The organism is Methylomicrobium album BG8 (assembly GCF_000214275.2).
Lineage (GTDB): Bacteria > Pseudomonadota > Gammaproteobacteria > Methylococcales > Methylomonadaceae > Methylomicrobium > Methylomicrobium agile.
In genome coordinates, this window is record NZ_CM001475.1 from 1,191,674 (window position 1) to 1,211,713 (window position 20,040).

The window sequence follows — 20,040 nt, forward strand, 5'->3', positions numbered from 1 at the left end:
GGCTCGGAGAGACCTGCCAGGTTTTAAAAACCTGGCAGGTCTTAGGCCGCGAATTTCCCGGTTGCGGATGCGCCGCAACTAAAGGCTTGCCGCCTGCTGCAGCGGCCAGTCCCGATAATTGAACACCTGGCCGTTTTCGCGCACTTTCGCGATTTCGTCCGGATCGATTTCCGCGAATACCCACTGCGCCGCGTTCAGTTCGCCGATCGCCAGAATGCCGTTATCCGGAAAGCCGCGGTCGACCGGTGTATAGATTGCCGCCGCGCCGATATTCACGTCCACCGCTTCGGACCAGGGCGCCAGTCCCACCGTCGGCGACTGCACCACATAGCACTGGTTTTCGAGCGCGCGCGCCTGGCAGCCGATCCGGACCCGATGATAGCCGGCCAGCGTGTCGGTGCAGCTCGGCACCAGGATCAGATTCGCACCCGCCTCGACTTGTTTCCGCGCCAGCATCGGGAATTCGCTGTCGTAACAGATATTGATCGCGATCCGGCCGTATTCGGTATCGAAACACTTCAGTTCGAGGCCGCGATTGATCAGCCACTGCTCGTTCTCGAAGCGGGTCATCATCATCTTGTCCTGATAGTCGAACTCGCCGTTCGGCATGAACAGGTAGGCGCGGTTGCGGTAAATCTCGCCTTCGATCCGGACCGGAAAGGTGCCGGACTGGATATAGCAGCCATGTTGATGAGCGAGTCCGCGGTGCAGCTCGATGTAACCGTCCAGCAGCGACTGCATCGCCGTGAGCTGTTTGCTCAGCGACGCATAGATGTCCCGGCCGAACAGCGAGGCGAGCTCCATGCTGCCGTATTCGGGAAACAGCAGGATCTTCGCGCCCTCGGCGGCGGCTTCGTTAACCCAGCGCTCGATTTTTTGCCGGTAGGCGTCCCAGTTTTCCAGGAAGCCGATGTCGTATTGGGCGGCGGCGATCTTAACTTTCATGCTTCAGCCAGAAGGTCATCGGTTTCGGGGTTTCGACCGCGTCGTCCAAGTCTTTCCAGAGATAGGTCGTCTTCAGTTCGGGATGTTTTACGTAGCCGCGCTTGTTCCAGAATTTGTCGAGCGGCACGTAATCGGCCGGCCGGCGCGGGTGGTCGGCCGGGCGTTCGACGCAGCAGAAGGTGATGTACTTGAAACCGCCCAGTTCCTGCGCATGCGCCTCGCGCTCCTCGAAAAAGCGCACACCGATGCCGAGGCCGCGATAATGCTTGTCCAGCACCGATTCGCTGCAATAAAAGATTTCGCTTAGGTCGTAGCCGTTTTCGATGAACGGTCGCTGCATTTCTTCAGTTTCGTACTGCATCGGGATCGCAGTCGAGGCGCCGACGATCTTGTCGCCGTCGAACGCAATCACGATCACGCTTTGCGGGCAGTTCAGATAGGTTTGCAGGTATTTCTCTTCGTATTCGTAGGTGCCGTCGTACAAATACGGAAATTCGCGGAATACCTGGATTCTCAAGCGGGCTAGCTCCTTGATGTAAGGCTCGATGGCTTTGCCGCTAAATCTTTCGATGCGAATAGTGTTAGACATGAATGGTTTAAAAACGGTATGAAAAAACGGCAATATTTTACCAAAGCTTAGGCGCGAATGCGCAGCCCCGTCGATTTAGCCCTATCGAAACACGGGCTTTGCTTCGAGTAACAAATCGTTCAATCATGCATTTTCAGCCACGCGATACCGGGTATTTTCTCTTCAACTGCATCAACCGTCTTACGCACGGGTTTTGAACTCGACTTCGTTGAAAGATGCATTCGGCGTCAATGCGATCATTTTGTGCAACTGGGTCAGTTCAACCTGCTGCTTTTGCCCGCCGTTGTCGATCACCAAAAACTCCCGTTTTTCGGGAGAGGTCAGCACATCGAGCGCCTTGCCTTCGATCACTTCGCCTCCCTTCAAGACGAGTTCGACCCGGTAGTTGTGCATGCAGGCCACTTCGATATAGTCGTGAAGGTCGCAGGAAATAAGGTGTTCAGTCATGGCTTTACTCCGTCGATTATCCAATGGGTAAGGGGAGCCCGATGTAACAAGGCAGCAGTGAATCTTCCGGCAGCGGGCACTGGCTAAAATCAATAAGGTTGTAACCGCTTCGCCGCGACCGCCTTGCCGATTCGCGCCTTGATGTTCAGTTCCTCGCCGTTGCGCAGGATATCCATATTGACCTGGTCGCCGACCTGCATCAAGGCGATTTGATTGTGCAGCTTGGTGGCCGATTCCACCGGCTGGCCGTTGACGGCGATGACTACGTCGCCGCGCTCCAGTCCCGCTTTCTCGGCCGCCGAGCCGGAAACGATGCCGGCGATCACCGCGCCGTGCTGCTGGCGGATCCCGAATGCGTTGGCCAGGGCCGGCGTCAGGTCCTGGATCTGGACGCCCAGTTGTCCGCGTTGAATCTTGCCGAAATGGATGATCTGATTGGCCACCTGATTGGCCAGATTGATCGGAATCGCGAAGCCGATGCCGACGTTGCCGCCGCTGGGGCCGACGATCGCGGTATTGATTCCGACCAGTTCGCCGTTCAGGTTGACCAGAGCGCCTCCTGAGTTGCCGGGATTGATCGAGGCGTCGGTTTGAATGAAGTCTTCGTAGCCCTCGATACCCAGGCTGGTACGGCCCAGCGCACTGACGATGCCGGACGTGACGGTCTGACCCAGCCCGAAAGGGCTGCCGATGGCGACCACGAAATCGCCTACCCGCAACTGGTCGGAATTGCCTTTGGGCAATTCGACCAGATGGCCGTTTTTGATCTGGATCAGAGCAATGTCGGTCGTCGGGTCGCTGCCGACCAGCTTCGCGTCCACGTTCTGGCCGTCCTGCAGGGTGACGGTGATCTTGTCGGCTTTGTCGATCACGTGGTTGTTGGTAAGGATATAACCTTTGCCGGCGTCGATAATCACTCCCGAGCCCAGGCTTTGCTGCTCCCGTTCCAGGGGCATGTTCGGAATGTCGAAAAACTGGCGGAAAAACGGATCTCTGAACAGCGGATTTTCTTCGAAGCGGATGCGCGTCCGGGTCGAGATGTTCACCACGCCGGGAACGACTTTTTTGAGCATCTCAGGCAAGGGATTATTCGCCAAAGGGAGAACGGCCGCCGCTTCGGTCCGGGGCAAGCCTATTGCGAATATCGGTAACAGCGCCACGACCTGGAAAAAACGGATCATTTTCGTTTTCATATTCTCGCTCCTGATTCAACCGATTACGATTTCGTAAAGGCTCTTTCATTTTAAATAAACAACCGAGTTTTACAACAGTTCAAAAATTCTGCGGCATCCGGTAGCCCAGGAGCGGGCGGACTGGCCGGTAATTCTTTGCAGGGATCTGGGCGGGCCGTATGTTAAATTTGCCTCAAAGATGTGACATACGCACTACAATTGGGCAAAATCGACAGGTAAATCGCGGAAACCGGTGGGTTTGGGGGCTTTTCGTCAATGATTCGGTATGTGGATTCAAGCTCGATGCCGTCATGGGTTTAAGCCGAAGCCCCGATCGGGTTGACGTTGTCCGCTCTGTACCGCTATGGCAGGCGAGGGGTTCGTCTTCCGGACGCTGATTTTTGGGCGGTTAAGGGAGATAGTAAAGGGATTGGCATTAAAAATGCTTGATAGACTACGTACTCTATGGACAGCGTGATTATTTTCTCCTCCTCTCTCCAATGTTGTTATGGATATGGGCGCTTAATCGACCAGGTTAAGCGCCTTTTTTTATCGGGACCGGCTGCCGGTTTACGTCACATTGTCAATACGATTTTCCCTTGCGTGTGGCCTGCTTCGATGAGTTCATGCGCCTCGGCGGCGTCTTCGAGCGCCATTCGGTTGCTGAGATGGATCTTTAACCGCCCTTGATCGATCCATTCGGCGCATTGATTCAGCATGGCGATCTGTTTGTCCCGGGCCGCATCCAAATCCCGCAGCATCGGCGTCAGCATCAGTTCGAAACCGATCAGCAGATTTCGGATTCTGGCTTCGCCCCAATTGAGTGCGCCGGGTTCGAGAATCGTGACGAGACGCCCGAAATGCGCGGTGACCGGGATGCTTTCTTCAAAAACGGACGGGCCTACCGTATCGAAGACCAGGTCGCAGCCTTTGCCGTCGGTCAGGCGGTTGACCGCTTCGGCAAAGCCGCCTTCGGTTTTGTAATCGACCGTATGGTCCGCTCCCAGCGCTTTGACAAACTCGGCTTTTTGCGCCGAACTGACCGTGGTGATTACGCGCGCGCCTTTCAGTTTCGCCAATTGAATCGCGACATGGCCTACGCCGCCCGCGCCGGCATGGACCAGCACGGTCTGGCCCGCTTCGAGGCCGCCGCGGTCAAAGAGCGCGCCCCAGGCGGTGATCAACACCAGCGGGGCGGCGGCCGCTTCGGCATACGACAGGGAAACCGGCATCGGGGCGGCCCAGCGTTGGTCCAGCACCGTATATTCGGCGTAATTGCCTTGCTCGCGGCCGAGTCCGCCGTGGCAGAACCAGACCTTGTCGCCGGGTTTGAAACGGTCCGCCGCCGAACCGACCGCGACCACTTTGCCGGCACCGTCGCAGCCCAACACCGCCGGCAGCGGGTTCGGAAAGAATACGCCCCGGCGGCGGACTTTGGTGTCGATCGGATTGACGCCGGCCGCATGCAGTTTGACCTTGATTTCGGTCGGCGAGGTGATCTGCGGTTCGTCGATTTCTTGCAGGGACAAAACTTCGGGGCCGCCGACGGCGGTCATCAGGATGGCTTTCATGGCTGTTCCTCCGGATAAGTGAATGATGTTAGACCGTGATGGCGGCGTTTTCTTTCGCGTTTTCGGGCAAATCCCGGTCGCAGCTCCATTGATTGCGGAATTCTTCATAGCTGAATTGCTTCACGCATTCCAGTCCGCCGCCGGCGGCGATATAGATATCGGGCAGATTGCAGCCGTTGAAGCGGTTTGCCTTGATCAGGCTGTAGGCGCCGACATGCTTGAAGACGACTTTGTCGCCGATCGCGAGCGGTGCGGCGAACCGGTATTCGCCGAAAAGATCGCCGGCCAGGCAGGTGCAGCCCGCCAAAATCGCCGGGTAGCTTCCGTCCGGCGCTGCTTCGGCCAGGTCGGGCCGGCGCTGGTATTCGAATACTTCCGGATGATGGTTGACGCTGGTGTCCAGGACCGCGACGGTTTTGCCGTCGCTTTCGAAAACATCCAGCACCGTCGAAATCAGGTGGCCCGCATTTCCGACCACCGCTTTGCCCGGTTCGATATAAGCCTGTACGCCGTAGCGGCTGCGGAGCCTTCGGACGGCATCGATGAACGGCCGCTGGTCGGCGATGCCGCCGTATAAATAGCCGCCGCCGAGATTGATCCACTCCAACTGCTTCAGTCTATCGCTCAGGCAGTCCTCGACTTTTTGCAGGGTTTCGGTCAGCGTCGTATAGCCGGTCGCCGCAAAGCTGTTATGCAGATGCAGGCCGGCAATACCTTGCCAGGATTCGAGGCTGGCGAGATCCTCGATCGGAACGCCGAGTTTCGAATGCGGCCGGCAGGGATCGAAGCGGACGTCGTTCAGCCCGGATAATTTCGGGTTGATCCGCAGGCCGGAAGAAACCTTGTCTCCCAGCGCCGGCGCGAAACGCCGAAACTGACCCAGTGAATTGAAGCTGATATGGCTGCACTGCGTGCTGAGAGCGTCTATCTGGTCGGGCCGGAGACCGGGCGTCGTCAAATGTACGCTGCCCGGTTTCGACAGCGCTTCCTGCGCGAGCCGGGCTTCGAACAGCGAGCTGACCGAAAAGCCGTCGACGTAGGGTTTTGCCTCCTGCAATACCCGCGACAGGGGCAGCGATTTGATCGAATAGAGCACCCGGACGTCGCTGTGTTTTTTTAGCGCCTCCAGCGCTCGCAGATTTGCAAGCAGCGCGTCCCTGTCGATCACGAACGCGGGCGAGGAGGGCAGTGCGGCTTTGATTGCGCTCAAGTTCATCGCGCCGCTCTCCGGCTTTTGCCGGTGTAAAGGTTTTTCTCGGTAACCACGAAATCCATCGGGACATCATGCGATTCCGTTTCGATCCGGTCCAGAAGCTGCGACTCGAAGCAAACGCCGAATGAAACCGCATCTTCCCGGATCTCGGCCAGTAGGCGGTCGTAATAACCGGCTCCGTTGCCGAGGCGTCTGCCGTTACGGTCGAACGCGACGCCCGGAACGACGATGACATCGAGTTCGGAAGGCGGCATTTCTTTTCCCGTTTCACCCCTGCGTGTCTGAGGTGGCTCCGGAATGTTCCAGGTGCCGGGCGTCAGTTCGGAAAGGTCTTCAAGATGCCATAGGCCGAGCTTGCGCCGTCCGTGTTCGTCCACGGTGCAATAGGGAGTCACGATGCGTTTGCGGCCGGCCAGTTCGCTACGCAGGGCCGCCAGCGTTCCGACCTCGGATTTGCAGCCGATATACCACATCGCGGTGGAAGCGGCCCGATACTCGGGCCGAGCGATCAGGCGGGCGCAGATTTCGATGCTGAGCGTATCCTTGTCGGTCTGCCGGTCGCGGGCCTGATGGGCGGCGCGGCGCTGTTGGGCTTTACGGGTAGGCATGAGCTACCATTTCGTTGCGAAAACCGGCGATCATACACAAATTCGGGGCTATTTTGAACCGTATCGCGGCCTCCGCTGTTTTTACCGGCAAAATTCTTTTATACTCTCCGGTTATTTTAGCCAAGGGGATATCATGGAAAAACCGTTTATTCTACACATGTTAACGACCGCCAAAAATTTGAGCCCGTTCGACGTCAATATGGCGATGGATGCGGGCTGGGTTTCGGCTGTTCCTTATATCAACGTCGAGCCGAGCGAAGTGCAGGGGCTGGTTCAGGACGCGATTTTCTCGCGAAGCGCGAAAAATCTGAAGCGCACCGGAATTTTTATCGGTGGACGGGACACCAAACAGGCGATGGACATGCTCAAGATCGCCAAACGGTCGATGGTTCCGCCTTTCGAAGTCTCCGTATTTGCTGACCCGAGCGGCGCTTTCACGACTGCCGCGGGCATGGTGGCAGCGGTCGAGCGCGAATTGATCGCCAAATTCAATACCACGCTGGAAGGTAAAAACATTCTGGCGCTCGGCGGGACCGGGCCGGTCGGGCAGGCGGCAGCGGTAATTGCGGCCCGCACAGGCGCCCATGTCAGAATTATCGGCCGCCAGCTCGAAAGAGCGCAAAGCGTGGCCGATTTGTGCAGCAATGAATTCGGCGAAGGTAAAATCACCATCTTCGCGGGCGCCGATGCGGATAAAGCCGAATACATCAAGACCGCCGATGTGGTGTTCGCGACCGGGGCGGCGGGCATCGAACTGCTGAGCGCGCAATTGATCGCCTCGGCGCCGCAGCTGAAAGTCGCGGCTGACGTGAATGCGGTGCCTCCGGCCGGTATTGCCGGCGTCGATGCGTTCCATAACGGCACGCCGATTGCCGGTTCGATCAGTGGTGCGGTCGGTATCGGCGCGCTGGCGATCGGGAATGTGAAATATCAGGCACAGAATTTGCTGCTGAAAAAAATGCTCAACTCCGAAAAGCCGGTCTATCTGCATTTCGAACATGCTTTCGAAGTGGCGAGGGAATATATCAAGGCCAATCCTTGATTTTCTTGCTGGAAACCGGCCGTTTCGGAGAATGTCCGGTTTCCAGCGCGTTCGGGCCGGATTGATCTGCGAGATCCGGCGCAGCATTGCCGCATGCCTGGGCAACTTGTTGCATCGGCTTTTCCTGCCGATCGAGATGCTCTCTTTATATTTTAACCGTTCCCCTCTATATTAAGCTTATCCGCAACAAGACAAGGATCACCCGATGGAAAAACGCAGCGTACTTCACATGCTCGACCCGATGCCTAACAATAGTCCGTTCGACATCAACATGGCTGTGGATGCCGGTTTCGATGTGCTGATACCGTACAGCAACGTGAAGCTGGACAATGTCAATGGGTTGGCTCAGGATGCGATTTTTTCGCGGGGGCCGTCCGGCGTCAAGCGCACCGCAATCTTTATCGGCGGGCGCGACATCGGATTGGCGATCGACATGCTGGCCGCCTGCAGGCGCGCAATGGTGCCGCCGTTCGAAATTTCGGTGCTGGCCGATCCGAGCGGCGCTTTTACGACCGCGGCCGCGCTGGTTGCCTGCGTCGAAAAAGAATTGGCCGTTAAGCACGGCAAATCGTTCAAGGAGTGCAAGGCGCTGGTTTTCGGCGGCACCGGCGCGATCGGCATTACGACCGCAGTGATCGCTTCCCAGGCGGGGCTCGATGTTGCGATCGTCGATCATTTGTCCCTCGATACCGCGAACGAAATCGCTGCGGCTTATAACCGCCGCTTCGGCTGCCATATCAAAGGCGCGTTTGCGAGTTCCGATGCGGAAAAAGCCGAATTGATCGCCGATGTCGACGTGATTTTCTGCACGGCGAAAGCCGGCGTGCAGGTATTGAATGCCGGCGTGTTGAAAACGGCGAAAAACCTGAAAGTCGCCGCCGATGTCAATGCGGTGCCGCCGCTCGGCATCGAGGGAATCAAGCGTAGCCATAGGGGTGAGCCGCTGGTATATGCGGAGCGGGCGCAAGGCGCGGTCGGTATTGGCGCGCTGGCGGTGGGCGACGTCAAATACAAACTGCAAAACAAACTCTTGAGATTATTGCTGGATGCCGAGCAGCCGTGGTATCTGGACTTCAGGGACGCATTTGCCAAAGCGCGGGAATTTGTTTAAACATCATCCCGTAAGGCTGGAGAGGGAAAGCGGGCGCGGACGGAATCTGCGCTCGAAGAAAAGGCAAGCACATCGACGCTAGAGCATTTTCGTTTTGGGTGTACGGTCATAAGCTATGCCGCAAAGTGAGGGGAAACGCGTCATTCCGGCAGGGATTTGCCGGACGACTGCAGGGAGGCAGGAGATACGAGCCCAAGGAAGGGCGAGGTAGATCGCGTCGGGAACACGCGATCGAGGGCAACGCAGGGAGCGGTTGCCGAATCCAGAAGCCAGGGATGGCAAGCTTTAATGCATCCCTGCAGTCTGGATCTCGGCACAAATCTGTCTGGAACAGATTTGCATTGACCCGAAGGGGGCCAGGCAGGAAAGCCTGGCATGAATCCCTGCCGAGATGACGGTTTGACTTAACGGCATTATCTCCCTATAAGCGATATGAAAATGCTCTAGCCTGCCAGGGAGGGTTGGGCAGGAGCCGGGCGCCGAACGGCGCCCGGAAAGAATCGGTAAAACCGTTTTTTATTCCGCGGCGATTGTGATCGGCAGCGTCACCACGACATCGGAATGCAGGTTGATGTCGATCGAAACTTCGCCGACGTGGCGGATCGCGCCGTGCGGCAGGCGAACTTCGGATTTCTCGACCGCGACGCCTGCGGCAGTGATCGCTTCCGCAATGTTGTGGGTGCCGACCGAACCGAACAATCTGCCTTCATCGCCCGCTTTATGGGCGATTACGATTTGCAGTTTGCCGAGCGCCTCGGCGCGGGCCTTTGCGGCAGCCAGTTTTTCGGCGGCGGTTTTTTCGAGTTCGGCGCGGCGCGCTTCAAACTCGGCAATTTTCTGCGGGGTCGCCGCTACCGCCTTGCCGGTCGGTATCAGGTAATTTCTGCCGTAGCCGGCCTTGATCGTGACTTTGTCACCCAGACCGCCCAAGTTCGCTATTTTTTCAAGCAAAATAACTTCCATCTTTTAATCCTCTTATTCGGACGTTTAGCCGATAAATGGCGCCTTCAGGCGCCTGATTGATTCGAATTTTTTTTACGTATGTCAAGCCACGCGTCGATCAGTCCGACGATCGCGACCGGCGGTAGGACCTGGGGGACCAGGATCAGCGTTACATAAAACAGCGGCACCGCAAAACGGCTCATTTTGGTTTGCGAAAATACCACATGCAGCACCGAAGCGCCGATCACGGTATAGAGCGTAAACAGTAAAATGGTCATGTTCCAGGCGATTTCCGACAGCGTTCCCGTGGTAAAGAAGGCGGCTGCCAGTATGGCTAGGCTGCTGATTGCCAGTTTCGGGCCGGTGCCGAGCGCCAGATATTCCTGTTTGAACCCGCCCGGATTGAACAGCAGCGACTGCCACCAGCGGCCCAGGAACAGCCCGAACAGCAGGCTGAACACGGTGCCGGCGGCAAACAGGCCGGTCATGTAATGGGCAAAGTTGTCGATCCAGATCTTGGTGTCCTTGATCGGCGCCTGGGTTTGCTGGATCATCTGTTCGAGCAGACCGGCCCACATGGCGGCGGGGTCGGGTTCGTACAGATAAAAACCCGCAACGCCCAGGATGCCGATAAAGACCGCAATTTCGACCGCGAGGGACAACCGGCGGCCTTCCCTGAGGATGATCGAGATCATCCAGACCGGCAGCCACAGCAGCAATGCATAGAACAAGGCAAACTGGTAGTTGTCGATCGCGAAAAAGCCGAGCAGCGCGGCGGCGATGCCGGCGCCGAACAGAATATACACCCCTTCGAGAGCGCCGTGCCGCAATGTGACCAGGGCCACGGAGGCCGAGCTGAGAACGCTGACCGGTGGAAACTTCAGCGACAGCAGCGCCAGCGTCGAGGCCACGATAATGGCCTGCGTCCGTCCGCGCATGATGTAATCCGCCAAAATTTTCACTGTCTCGCCCAGACTCGATTATTTATGCGCGTCGCAATAGGGCAGCAGCGCGATGTAGCGCGCGCGCTTGATCGCGGTGCACAACTGTCTTTGGTATTTGGCGCTGACGCCGGTGATGCGGCTGGGGACGATTTTGCCGGTTTCGGTGACATAGTCGCCCAGCAGATTCAGGTCTTTGTAATCGATTTCAACGCCGTTGCCGGCGCCCAAGCCTTTTGCTTTACGTCTTGCGTTACGTGCCATGGGTATTCTCGTATCCTGTCAGGTTGATGGGTTATTCGGAAGCCGGTTCGTCGCCTTCGAAGTCGGATTCGATCTCGTCGGTATCGGCTCCTTCAACTGCAGCGGCGCGTGCGGCGGCTTCTTTGGCTTTGGCTTCGGCGTTCTTGCTCTCTTCAGCCGCCTGGGTTGCGATCGGGGAAGGCGTGGTGACCGCCTGTTTTTGCACCAGGGTCATGCTGCGCAGGATCGCGTCGTTGAAACGGAAGCTGCTTTCCAGTTCCGCCAGCGTCGGCTGGTCGCACTCGATGTTCATCAGCACGTAATGCGCTTTGTGAATTTTGTTGATCGGGTAGGCCAGGTGTCTGCGGCCCCAGTCTTCCAGACGGTGAATCGCGCCGGAAGCGCCCTCGATGATCGCTTTGTAGCGGTCGATCATCGCCGGCACCTGAGCGCTTTGGTCAGGATGGACTAAAAAGACGATTTCATAATGTCGCATGATTTTTCCTTACGGTTGAAGCCTTCCGCCCCGCTTGGGCGGGACAGTAAAGCAAGGATGAGGCAAAGCCCCGGTAAAACGGGCCATTATATTAGGTTTTTAACTTTAGGAAAAGCTTTGATTTCAATCGTTTGGGAAATGCGCAAAGAGCCACCGCCTTTGGCTAGGAACGGACCGGGTTATCGGCAGCCGGTTGAGGAGGTGCGGCTTGCAATCCTGCTGTTTGAAGGCTTGGAGCGGCGCACGGCGCCCCGAGCCTTGATCTCAATACCGGAGAACCGCACTGTCGCATTGGAGCGACCAGGCGTCGATCCCGCCGGTCAGATTCGCGATATTCTGAAAGCCTTGATGGGCCAGATAAGTCGCGGCCTGCATACTGCGCATGCCGTGATGACAGATCACCACGATATGTCGCTCCGGATCGAGTTCGCCGATCCGGGCGGGAATCTGCCGCAGCGGAATCAGCGTGCTGCCGGCGATGTTGGCGTAGCGGTATTCCTGGGGTTCCCTGACATCGAGCAGAAAAAGGTCTTCGCCTTGCACCAGGCGTTCGTGCAGTTCGGATGCCGAGAGTGTCGTGATTGCCATAAATTACCTTGCGTCGAGAAATCGTTCGAGGCGCCGCACCGCTTCCGCCAGCCTGTCCAGCGAGGTCGTGTAGGCGAAGCGCAGGGCGTGATGGGCTTCGTGCAGCCCGAAATCCTTGCCGGGCGTGACCGCGACGCCTTCGTTTTCGAGCAGGTCGAGCGCGAATTGGAAGCTGTCGTCGGTAAACTTCGCACAGCGCGCGTAGATATAAAAAGCGCCTGCCGGTTTGATCGGGATGTCGAAGCCGAGCCGCACCAGCGCATCGTACAGGAAGTCGCGCCGTTTTTCGAATTCCCGGCGCCGGTCTTCAAGCTCGGCGAGCGTGGATTCGTCGAAGGCGGCCAATGCGGCATGCTGGGCGTCGCTCGAAGTCGAAATGAAGATGTTCTGCGACAATTTTTCGGCCGCTTCGATAAACAGCTCCGGTACGATCAGCCAGCCGATCCGCCAGCCGGTCATTCCGAAATATTTCGAAAAGCTGTTGATCACGAAAACGTCGTCGCTGAATTCGAGCGCGGTCGCGGCCTTTTCGCCATAGACCAGGCCGTGGTAAATCTCGTCCGAATAAAAACAGCCGCCGAGGCGGCGGGTCGCCTCGATCGTTTTTTGCAATTCGGCGCGCGGGATCAGCGTGCCGGTCGGGTTGGAAGGCGAGGCGATCAGGACGCCTTTCGTTTCGGCCGACCAGTGGCGTTCGATCAGTTTGGTGGTCAACTGGTAATGGCTGTCCGCATCGACCGGGATGGTGCGCGTTTTGCCGTCGTAAAGCTGCACGAAATTGCTGTTGCAGGGATAGCATGGGTCGGCCATCAGGACTTCCTCGCCCGGATTCAAACTGGCTCCCAAAGCCAGCAGGAAGGCGCCGGTCGCGCCCGGCGTCACGAAGACGCGCTGTTCGGGAATGTTCACGCCGTAACGGCGCCGGTAAAACGCGGCGATCTTTTGCCGGAGTTCGGTCAGGCCGGCCGCCGGCGTATATTTCACGTCGCCGGTCGCGGTATGCGCAAGCGCCGCCTTCAGAATCGTTTGCGGTGTGGCAAAATCCGGCTCGCCGATCTCCATATGGATAATATCCTTGCCGTCGGCTTCCAGTTCCTTGGCCCGCCGCAAAAGTTCCATCACATAAAAAGGTTGTATGCCCGAAATCCGCTCCGCTACCCTTAAGCTCATGCTGTCGCCGCTCGTTCCAAAATCCGGCATGATACCAATAAATCTTGCCAATCCGTAATGATTCTGCTAAAAATGTAGGATTTATTTAGCCTATCCCTGGGGAGTTAGTGGATGATCGAAAGTTCTAAAGTTGGCGCATCACCGTTCAGTTTTACGCCCTATGTCGAGAAAGAAGGCGAAGAATACATGAGTGACGCTCAATTAAAGCATTTTGAGACCATTCTGAGAAACTGGAAAGCCGAATTGATGAGGGAAGTGGACCGCACCGTGCACCACATGCAGGACGACGCGGCCAATTTTCCCGATCCGAACGACCGGGCGACACAGGAATCCGAATTCAGCCTCGAACTCAGGACTCGCGACCGCGAACGCCGATTGATCAAGAAAATCGACGAAGCGTTGAAGGAAATCGAATCCGGCGGCTACGGCTACTGCGAATCCTGCGGCATCGAAATCGGCATCCGTCGCTTGGAAGCGCGTCCTACCGCGACCTTGTGCATCGATTGCAAGACTCTGGATGAGATCCGCGAAAAACAAATGGGCTGAACCTTCGCCGCGCCGTGGCGGGCGGTAAGCCCTACGTCGGCCGGTTTGCGCCGTCGCCGACCGGCCCGTTGCATCTCGGTTCTCTCTACACGGCGCTTGCGAGCTATCTCGATGCGCGCGCCCATCGCGGCCGATGGCTGCTGCGTATCGACGACATCGATACTCCGCGCAATGTGCCCGGTTCGGTCGACAGTATATTGACCACTCTGGAAGCCTACGGCCTATATTGGGACGGTCCCGTCTATTACGAAAGCGAACATCCGGCCGACTACGAACAGGCGCTTTCAGAACTGCAACGGCCAGGCCTTCTCTATCCCTGTACCTGCAGCCGCAAAACGCTCGCCGAACGCCCCGGCAGGCACGATATCTATCCCGGTATTTGCCGAAACCGGACCGTTTTTCCCACCGATCGGCCTTACGCTTTGCGCGTCAAAAGCGACGGCCGCGACATCGGCTTCGATGACCGTTTGCAGGGAAGCATTCGCCAAAACCTTGCCGAGGAGCATGGCGACTTCATTCTGAAACGCAAGGAAGGCATCATGTCCTATCAGTTCGCCTGCGTGATTGACGATCACCTGCAAGGCGTCACCCATGTCGTCAGAGGCTTCGACCTCGTCGATTCGACCCCGAAACAGATTTACCTGCAGCAATTGCTCGGCCTGCCGAGGCCTTCCTACCTGCACGTGCCGATCATCATCGACAGCCACGGCTGCAAACTCAGCAAGCAGACGCTGGCCGAGGCGGTGACGATGCGGAATACGTCTGCCGTGATGTTTCGGTTGCTGGAGTTATTGAAGCAAGAGCCGCCGGTTGGGCTGAGGGATGCTTCTTGTTCGGAAATGCTGGAGTGGGCCGTTCGGAACTGGAACCCTGAGCCTCTAATAAAAATCCATGCGATTCAGCCGGAAATGATTGAAGAAAGCGTAGATTCGGGTGAAGGTTGACGTGATCCGTAAATGGATGGGGGTGTGATAGGATAAGCCGCCTGAGGATGCATGGGAGTCATTATTCAAGACGTAATAAACCCGTGTAAGGCGGAACGCGATAGGGCCGTAGGATGTGCTGAACAAAGTGAAGCGCATCGTTCGCGATTGATGCGCCTCCTTCGTCGGCACATCCTACGAGTTGTTCTTCTTATTTTTCAAAAATGCGAAGTATGCCTGTGGTGAAATGTTTTGCGTCATTTGGGATAGCTAATTGTGGGTAGAACCGGAAAGGAGGCGTTACGCCTATGCGTCACCCCTTAGTTGTTGCTGCCGCCTGGATGGCGGGCGCTTTACTCTCCTTTTCCGCAATGGCGGTTGCGGTGCGCGAACTTTCCGCGAACTTTGGCACGTTCCAGCTTCTTGCCATCCGCAGTCTCATCGGCTTGCTTGTTATCTCGGCCATACTCACAAGGGCGGGTTGGGCGCAAGTCTCGTTTCGGAACGTTAGACTGCATTTCGGGCGGAACTTTGTTCACTTTTGCGGGCAGTTCGGTTGGTTCTATGCCATTGCGCTTATTCCGCTGGCGGCTGTGTTTGCTATTGAGTTCACAGTGCCGCTTTGGACGGTAGTATTCGCGGCATTCCTGCTGGGTGAGCGTATCTCCGCGACTCGGGGGCTGGCGGTTGTTCTAGGCATCTCGGGTGTTTTGGTCATCCTTCGCCCCGGCTGGTCGGTCGTGCATCCGGCAGCGCTTGTAATGTTGGCCGGTGCCTTTGCGTATGGACTGTCTCATACATTGACCAAGAGGCTGGCGGGGTTGGACACGCCGCTGTGCATTCTCTTTTACATGATGTTGGTTCAGCTCCCTTTAGGTTTGGTGCCGGCGGTGTTTAATTGGGCTACCCGGGCAGCGGCGCATTGGCCTTTGCTCATCGTGGTCGGCATTGCCGGGCTCAGCGCGCACTACTGCATGGTGCGGGCATTTTCCCTGGCGGATGCTTCGGTAGTGGTGCCCTTAGATTTTCTGCGCTTACCGCTCATAGCACTGGTTGGCTATGCGCTTTACAGTGAGCGTGTCGATGAGTTTTTGGTTTTGGGTGCGGGATTAATACTGGCGGGTAACTTTATCAATTTGTATTGGGAGCGGAAGAAAAAACAACCGTTGCAGCCGGCTCGCAGCATTCCCCATCCTCTCCGATTGCGCTGACGCTAATCCGTGTAAGGCGGAACGCGATAGCGGTTCCGCCATAGGCAACTGCCAACTGGCGGATCGCCTGCCGGCATCCGCCCTACATTTATGACATCGTTTTTATTCCAAGTCTCTGAATTAGCTTTACGTTAAGAGCCATAAGCTTCACAATTGCCTCTCGTCGAAATTTAAATAAGGAACCGTTCCGGTATGAATTCCCGTCAAATTTCGTTTTCCGCTGGCCGTTCGGAAAATCCGTTTCGCGCAATCCCGCTCGCCTATTCTATTTCATCGCAGCAGCATTGCCGCTGGTGCTGATGCTCCTCGGTTTCCAGCACTTTTATCTGCAAGGTAAGGCTTATCCGGGCCGCGAACTCGCGCCGCCGATACGTACCTTACTCATTCTGCACGGCATCGGTATGTCGGCGTGGATACTGTTGTTCCTGGTCCAGCCGCTGTTGATCATGACGGGCAACCGCCGTATTCACCGGATGCTGGGGCGCATCGGGGCAGGGCTGGCGGCCTGTATTGCGATCCTCGGCTTTCGGCTCGGGATCGAGGCGACGCTGATTAGTCCGTCCGAATTGAGAATATGGGGATTGTCTCCCAAACAATTCATGGCCGTCCCGATCGTCAGCATTCTGATCTTCGCCGGTTTCGTGGGCATTGGCGTATGGCAGCGGCGGCGGCCGGAAGTGCATCGGCCGATGATGCTGCTGGCTTCATTGGCCGCCATGTCGGCGGCGGTCAGTCGGATCGATGCCTCGGCAGGGATTGGCGAGATCCAGAGTTCAGGAATGTATTGGAGCTTGCCATCCCTGGCTTCGGGATTCCGGCAATCCCTGCCGGAATGACGCGTTTTTCTTTAAAAGGCCGTTTACTCGAAATGAAAATACTCTTATCTTTGGATTTTATCCTCTGAGTTTTTTTGTGCAGATGAGAAGGGTATCCAGGCTGCCTCATGTTTCATCCTTCTCTACCCAGATTTTTACGGCCGGGACCCGGTAATCCGCAAAGCGGTCCAGCAGCTTTTCGGGCTCGCTTTCCACGATCAGCATCGAACGGTGCGACGGACGGACGAATTGTTCCGTCACGGCATGGTCCAGAAATTCGATCAGCGGATCGTAATAGCCTTCCGCATTGAGCAGGCCGCACGGTTTGCCATGAAAGCCGAGCTGGGCCCAGGTCCAGATCTCGAAAAGTTCCTCCAGGGTGCCGAGGCCGCCGGGTAGGGCGATAAAGCCGTCGGCCAGTTCCGCCATTCGCATCTTGCGTTCGTGCATCGAGTGGGTGACATGTAGTTCCGTTAATCGATAATGCGCGACTTCCTTGTGCATCAAGGCTTCCGGAATCACGCCGACCGCCCTGCCGCCGAGCCGCAGTACATGGTCCGCAATCATGCCCATCAGGCCGATGCTCGCGCCGCCGTAGACGAGGCCGATACCGCGGTTAACCAGCGTTTCGGCAAGCGCGCGGGCTTTTCCGGCATAGGCCTCCCGGCTACCGGGGCTTGAGCCGCAATAGACGCAGATATTTTTGAGCTGTCTCATATGTCCGAAACCATCCGATCGGGAGCATGATGTGTTGCGGCGCTGTTGTAGAGGTGCTCGGTCTTCATCAGATTTTATGATCTTCCGAAGCCGGGTGTGGCGGCGAGCGGTGCCAATTGCCGGTCGTGCAGCCGGTGCAAACCGCTCAATGCCAGTATGGCGCCCAGCAAGGCCCACGCCATGTCCGACTGCGTATCCCAGACGTAGCCTTGCGTGCCGAGAAAGGCTTCGGCGGCATCTTTACTGAGCAGGGCCGTCCACCATTCGATCATTTCGTAAAAGGCGGCGACCGCCAGGCAAAAACAGACGATCATGAAGTTTAGCCATGACGGCTTCCGGAGCACCCGGTTGCGGATCAGGATCTCCCGGGAGACGATCGCCGGATTGAAGCCCTGCATGAAATGGCCGAGTTTGTCGTAATTGTTGCGTTCGAAGCCGAAAATGTCTTTAAGCGTGTCGAACAACGGGACTTCCGCGTAAGTGTAATGGCCGCCGATCATCAGGATCACGCTGTGTGCGATGATCAGCCAGTAAGCTAGCGGCGTCAGCGGGAAGCGCCTGCGGGTGGCGATAACGATGAGGATTCCGATAACGGCGGGCAGGGTTTCGAGGATCCATGTGGGATAGTCCTTCGGACGGATACCGGACCAGATGAAAGCGGTCCAGAAAAGCGCGAGCCCGAGGCAATAGAAAAAGCGAGGATGAGTGCGCATTGGCGGTGTGCGTTGGTTTTTTGCCATTATGGCAAAACTCCGGCGTTTTTAAAATCAATGCCGCGCGGCGAGCCGATATCCCATATGTCTTTAAGAAAAGAAAGACGAATTGGGATAGTGCTTCTGGAAACTGCTTTGGCGCGTCTATTGCCCAGTGCGGAAAAAACGCGCTCGGGTATGCCGACTCATCCGACCAACGGCTAGACGGCATTGGCCGGACTTTCGGCCGGTCCGCATCAGGACAGGAAAAGATAGATCGCGCGCCGCGCTCTTTTAATCGCTTCGTCGTCATTTTCGGCCGTCACATTGATGATCGATCTGAGTTGATCTCCCAAAAATACGCGCAAATGATAACCGTAATCGTCGTAAATTAATTCCGCGTCATTCCATTTTTCAATGATGCGTATCATACACACTCCTTATCAATTTCAAAACTTGGTGATGTTGAGGGGGACTAAAAATCAATAAGCAAAAAACAGGCCATTTTTATTTTTGCTTGATTAATGCGGCTTGGTTGGGGAAGAGGTTGCTTTTCCCCCGCGAATTAATGAAATTCGACGGTTGATTTCACCCTTTAGGCGGGTTTTTTTCTCAGCTGCAGCCTATTATTCTTTCCGCAAAATGAATACGCGATGAACGGGCGGCAAAGTGAAAATGAGACCCCTGTAGGGGATGAGTAGTTCATATTAACAACCTACATCAGTTGATGAAGCATAGCATGAAGTTGGAGTCATCGTATATTGAAAATGGTTTAAAAATTGAATATAAAGGTCTGGTAGGAAATAACTTTTCAATTATTGACGTTACAAAAGCAGATTATTCACGCCTCTTTTTGAAAAAAGGGGGCGGGGAGATTTATCAAACAAATCCCCCTCGATTTCCCTTTTTCAAAAGGGGGAAGTGTTTTTTGACGAAAGCCTAAATTTATGAGGGTGAGATTTTTTATAGCGTAAAAAAAGCCCGCCGAAAGGCGGGCTTTTGGGTCGGACCGGATCGGTTGGATCAGTTTTTGGCTTTGTCGACGATCTTGTTTGCCTTGATCCACGGCATCATCGCGCGCAGTTTCTCGCCGACGACCTCGATCGGATGTTCGGCGTTCAGCCGGCGGCGCGCGGTCATTTCCGGATAGTTGGTGGCGCCTTCCAGAATGAAGCGTTTCGCGTATTCGCCGTTGCGGATGTTATTCAGCGCTTCTTTCATCGCGCGGCGGCTTTCGTCGTTGATGACGCGCGGACCGGTCACGTATTCGCCGTATTCGGCGTTGTTCGAGATCGAATAGTTCATGTTCGCGATGCCGCCTTCGTACATCAGGTCGACGATCAGTTTCAGTTCGTGCAGACACTCGAAGTAGGCCATTTCCGGCGCATAACCGGCTTCGACCAGCGTTTCGAATCCGGCCTTGATCAGTTCGACCGCGCCACCGCAGAGTACGGCCTGTTCGCCGAACAGGTCGGTCTCGGCTTCGTCGCGGAAGGTGGTTTCGATGATGCCCGAACGGCCGCCGCCGATTGCGGAAGCGTAGGATAAGCACAGCGCCTTTGCGTTGCCGGAAGCGTCTCTGTGCACCGCGATCAGGTCGGGCACGCCGCCGCCGCGGACGAATTCGGAGCGGACCGTGTGACCCGGCGCTTTCGGCGCGATCATCACCACGTCGAGGTCGGCGCGCGGCACGACCTGGTTGTACAAGATCGAGAAACCGTGCGCGAACGCCAGGGTGGCGCCTTGCTTGATGTTCGGCTCGATTTCGGTTTTGTACAGTTGCGACTGGAACTCGTCGGGCGTCAGGATCATCACCACGTCCGCGCCGGCCACCGCCTGCGGCACGTCCTTGACGGTCAGGCCGGAGCCTTGCGCCTTCGCGACGGAGGCCGAACTCGGCCGCAAGCCCACTACCACATCGACGCCCGAGTCTTTTAAGTTGTTCGCATGCGCATGGCCTTGCGAGCCGTAGCCGATGATCGCTACTTTCCTGGATTTGATGATTGAAAGATCCGCATCTTTGTCGTAATAAACTTGCATGGTTTTACCTGTTGTTGC

General features: G+C 56.5%; 24 protein-coding genes. 6 read left to right on the forward strand and 18 right to left on the reverse strand.

Going from position 1 to position 20,040, the window contains the following annotated elements; all coding sequences use genetic code 11:
• Positions 1-78: 78 nt before the first annotated feature.
• The 7 genes from METAL_RS05225 to METAL_RS05255 all read right to left on the reverse strand — a co-directional run bounded on the left by METAL_RS05225 (position 79) and on the right by METAL_RS05255 (position 6,545).
• Positions 79-945, reverse strand: coding sequence for a carbon-nitrogen hydrolase family protein (locus tag METAL_RS05225; protein ID WP_005370291.1), 867 nt, complete (start codon positions 943-945; stop codon positions 79-81).
• A complete protein-coding gene (locus METAL_RS05230) occupies positions 935-1,534 on the reverse strand; it encodes a GNAT family N-acetyltransferase (RefSeq protein ID WP_005370293.1) in 600 nt (199 codons plus the stop codon). The genes METAL_RS05225 and METAL_RS05230 overlap by 11 nt, the downstream gene beginning before the upstream one ends.
• 180 nt (positions 1,535-1,714) lie before the next feature.
• The gene (locus METAL_RS05235; protein WP_005370298.1) at positions 1,715-1,981 is read right to left on the reverse strand and encodes a Rho-binding antiterminator; all 267 of its coding nucleotides are present in this window, start codon (positions 1,979-1,981) and stop codon (positions 1,715-1,717) included.
• A gap of 89 nt (positions 1,982-2,070) precedes the next feature.
• Positions 2,071-3,174: a Do family serine endopeptidase gene (locus METAL_RS05240; RefSeq protein WP_005370300.1), complete on the reverse strand. Its 1,104-nt coding sequence runs from the start codon at positions 3,172-3,174 to the stop codon at positions 2,071-2,073.
• Between the two features lie 554 nt (positions 3,175-3,728).
• Positions 3,729-4,724 (reverse strand): zinc-dependent alcohol dehydrogenase family protein, encoded by a 996-nt coding sequence (locus METAL_RS05245; RefSeq protein ID WP_005370301.1) that lies wholly within the window; start codon positions 4,722-4,724, stop codon positions 3,729-3,731.
• A gap of 28 nt (positions 4,725-4,752) precedes the next feature.
• Positions 4,753-5,940, reverse strand: a complete 1,188-nt coding sequence (locus tag METAL_RS05250) for a type III PLP-dependent enzyme domain-containing protein (RefSeq protein ID WP_005370302.1) — start codon at positions 5,938-5,940, stop codon at positions 4,753-4,755.
• Entirely contained in the window at positions 5,937-6,545 is a 609-nt protein-coding gene (locus METAL_RS05255) for a 5-formyltetrahydrofolate cyclo-ligase (protein WP_005370303.1), read from the reverse strand. Before METAL_RS05255 ends, METAL_RS05250 begins: the two co-directional genes overlap by 4 nt.
• Before the next feature lie 133 nt (positions 6,546-6,678).
• On the opposite strand from METAL_RS05255, the gene METAL_RS05260 reads away from it, so the two are divergent.
• Positions 6,679-7,587, forward strand: coding sequence for an NADP-dependent methylenetetrahydromethanopterin/methylenetetrahydrofolate dehydrogenase (locus METAL_RS05260; RefSeq protein WP_005370304.1), 909 nt, complete (start codon positions 6,679-6,681; stop codon positions 7,585-7,587).
• On the opposite strand, the gene METAL_RS21805 is transcribed toward METAL_RS05260, so the two are convergent.
• A complete protein-coding gene (locus METAL_RS21805) occupies positions 7,571-7,702 on the reverse strand; it encodes a hypothetical protein (RefSeq protein ID WP_281023978.1) in 132 nt (43 codons plus the stop codon). The genes METAL_RS05260 and METAL_RS21805 overlap by 17 nt on opposite strands.
• A gap of 90 nt (positions 7,703-7,792) precedes the next feature.
• Between METAL_RS21805 and METAL_RS05265 the strand changes: the two genes are divergently transcribed.
• Entirely contained in the window at positions 7,793-8,698 is a 906-nt protein-coding gene (locus METAL_RS05265; protein WP_005370305.1) for an NAD(P)-dependent methylenetetrahydromethanopterin dehydrogenase, read from the forward strand.
• 516 nt (positions 8,699-9,214) lie between these two features.
• Here METAL_RS05265 and rplI read toward each other — a convergent pair.
• From rplI to METAL_RS05295, 6 genes are all read right to left on the reverse strand, one after another.
• The gene (gene rplI / locus METAL_RS05270; protein ID WP_005370315.1) at positions 9,215-9,661 is read right to left on the reverse strand and encodes a 50S ribosomal protein L9; all 447 of its coding nucleotides are present in this window, start codon (positions 9,659-9,661) and stop codon (positions 9,215-9,217) included.
• A gap of 44 nt (positions 9,662-9,705) precedes the next feature.
• A complete protein-coding gene (locus tag METAL_RS05275) occupies positions 9,706-10,602 on the reverse strand; it encodes a DUF2232 domain-containing protein (RefSeq protein WP_245549470.1) in 897 nt (298 codons plus the stop codon).
• A gap of 18 nt (positions 10,603-10,620) precedes the next feature.
• Positions 10,621-10,845 carry a 30S ribosomal protein S18 gene (rpsR, locus tag METAL_RS05280; RefSeq protein WP_005370319.1) on the reverse strand — a complete coding sequence of 75 codons (225 nt, stop codon included), beginning with the start codon at positions 10,843-10,845 and terminating at the stop codon, positions 10,621-10,623.
• 31 nt (positions 10,846-10,876) lie between these two features.
• Positions 10,877-11,320, reverse strand: coding sequence for a 30S ribosomal protein S6 (gene rpsF / locus METAL_RS05285; RefSeq protein ID WP_005370321.1), 444 nt, complete (start codon positions 11,318-11,320; stop codon positions 10,877-10,879).
• Between the two features lie 264 nt (positions 11,321-11,584).
• Positions 11,585-11,908: a rhodanese-like domain-containing protein gene (locus tag METAL_RS05290; RefSeq protein ID WP_005370323.1), complete on the reverse strand. Its 324-nt coding sequence runs from the start codon at positions 11,906-11,908 to the stop codon at positions 11,585-11,587.
• Between the two features lie 3 nt (positions 11,909-11,911).
• The gene (locus tag METAL_RS05295; protein ID WP_031431121.1) at positions 11,912-13,078 is read right to left on the reverse strand and encodes a pyridoxal phosphate-dependent aminotransferase; all 1,167 of its coding nucleotides are present in this window, start codon (positions 13,076-13,078) and stop codon (positions 11,912-11,914) included.
• A 111-nt stretch (positions 13,079-13,189) separates the two neighbouring features.
• Here METAL_RS05295 and dksA point away from each other — a divergent pair, with 111 nt between their 5' ends.
• From dksA to METAL_RS05315, 4 genes are all read left to right on the forward strand, one after another.
• Entirely contained in the window at positions 13,190-13,624 is a 435-nt protein-coding gene (gene dksA, locus METAL_RS05300) for an RNA polymerase-binding protein DksA (protein ID WP_005370331.1), read from the forward strand.
• Positions 13,625-13,638: 14 nt separating this feature from the next.
• Positions 13,639-14,568 carry a tRNA glutamyl-Q(34) synthetase GluQRS gene (gene gluQRS / locus METAL_RS05305; protein ID WP_005370333.1) on the forward strand — a complete coding sequence of 310 codons (930 nt, stop codon included), beginning with the start codon at positions 13,639-13,641 and terminating at the stop codon, positions 14,566-14,568.
• A gap of 287 nt (positions 14,569-14,855) precedes the next feature.
• Positions 14,856-15,758: a DMT family transporter gene (locus METAL_RS05310; protein WP_005370335.1), complete on the forward strand. Its 903-nt coding sequence runs from the start codon at positions 14,856-14,858 to the stop codon at positions 15,756-15,758.
• Between the two features lie 293 nt (positions 15,759-16,051).
• On the forward strand, positions 16,052-16,594 hold the full coding sequence (locus METAL_RS05315) for a hypothetical protein (RefSeq protein ID WP_157203432.1): 543 nt from the start codon (positions 16,052-16,054) through the stop codon (positions 16,592-16,594).
• 105 nt (positions 16,595-16,699) lie between these two features.
• Here the strand turns inward: METAL_RS05315 and METAL_RS05320 are convergent, their stop codons facing one another.
• The 4 genes from METAL_RS05320 to ilvC form a co-directional block, all read right to left on the reverse strand.
• A complete protein-coding gene (locus METAL_RS05320) occupies positions 16,700-17,290 on the reverse strand; it encodes an LOG family protein (protein WP_005370339.1) in 591 nt (196 codons plus the stop codon).
• Positions 17,291-17,364: 74 nt separating this feature from the next.
• Entirely contained in the window at positions 17,365-18,030 is a 666-nt protein-coding gene (locus tag METAL_RS05325) for a DUF2238 domain-containing protein (RefSeq protein ID WP_005370341.1), read from the reverse strand.
• A 209-nt stretch (positions 18,031-18,239) separates the two neighbouring features.
• Positions 18,240-18,413, reverse strand: a complete 174-nt coding sequence (locus METAL_RS20500) for a hypothetical protein (protein ID WP_005370343.1) — start codon at positions 18,411-18,413, stop codon at positions 18,240-18,242.
• A gap of 592 nt (positions 18,414-19,005) precedes the next feature.
• A complete protein-coding gene (ilvC, locus tag METAL_RS05330; RefSeq protein WP_005370345.1) occupies positions 19,006-20,022 on the reverse strand; it encodes a ketol-acid reductoisomerase in 1,017 nt (338 codons plus the stop codon).
• Positions 20,023-20,040: the final 18 nt, after the last annotated feature.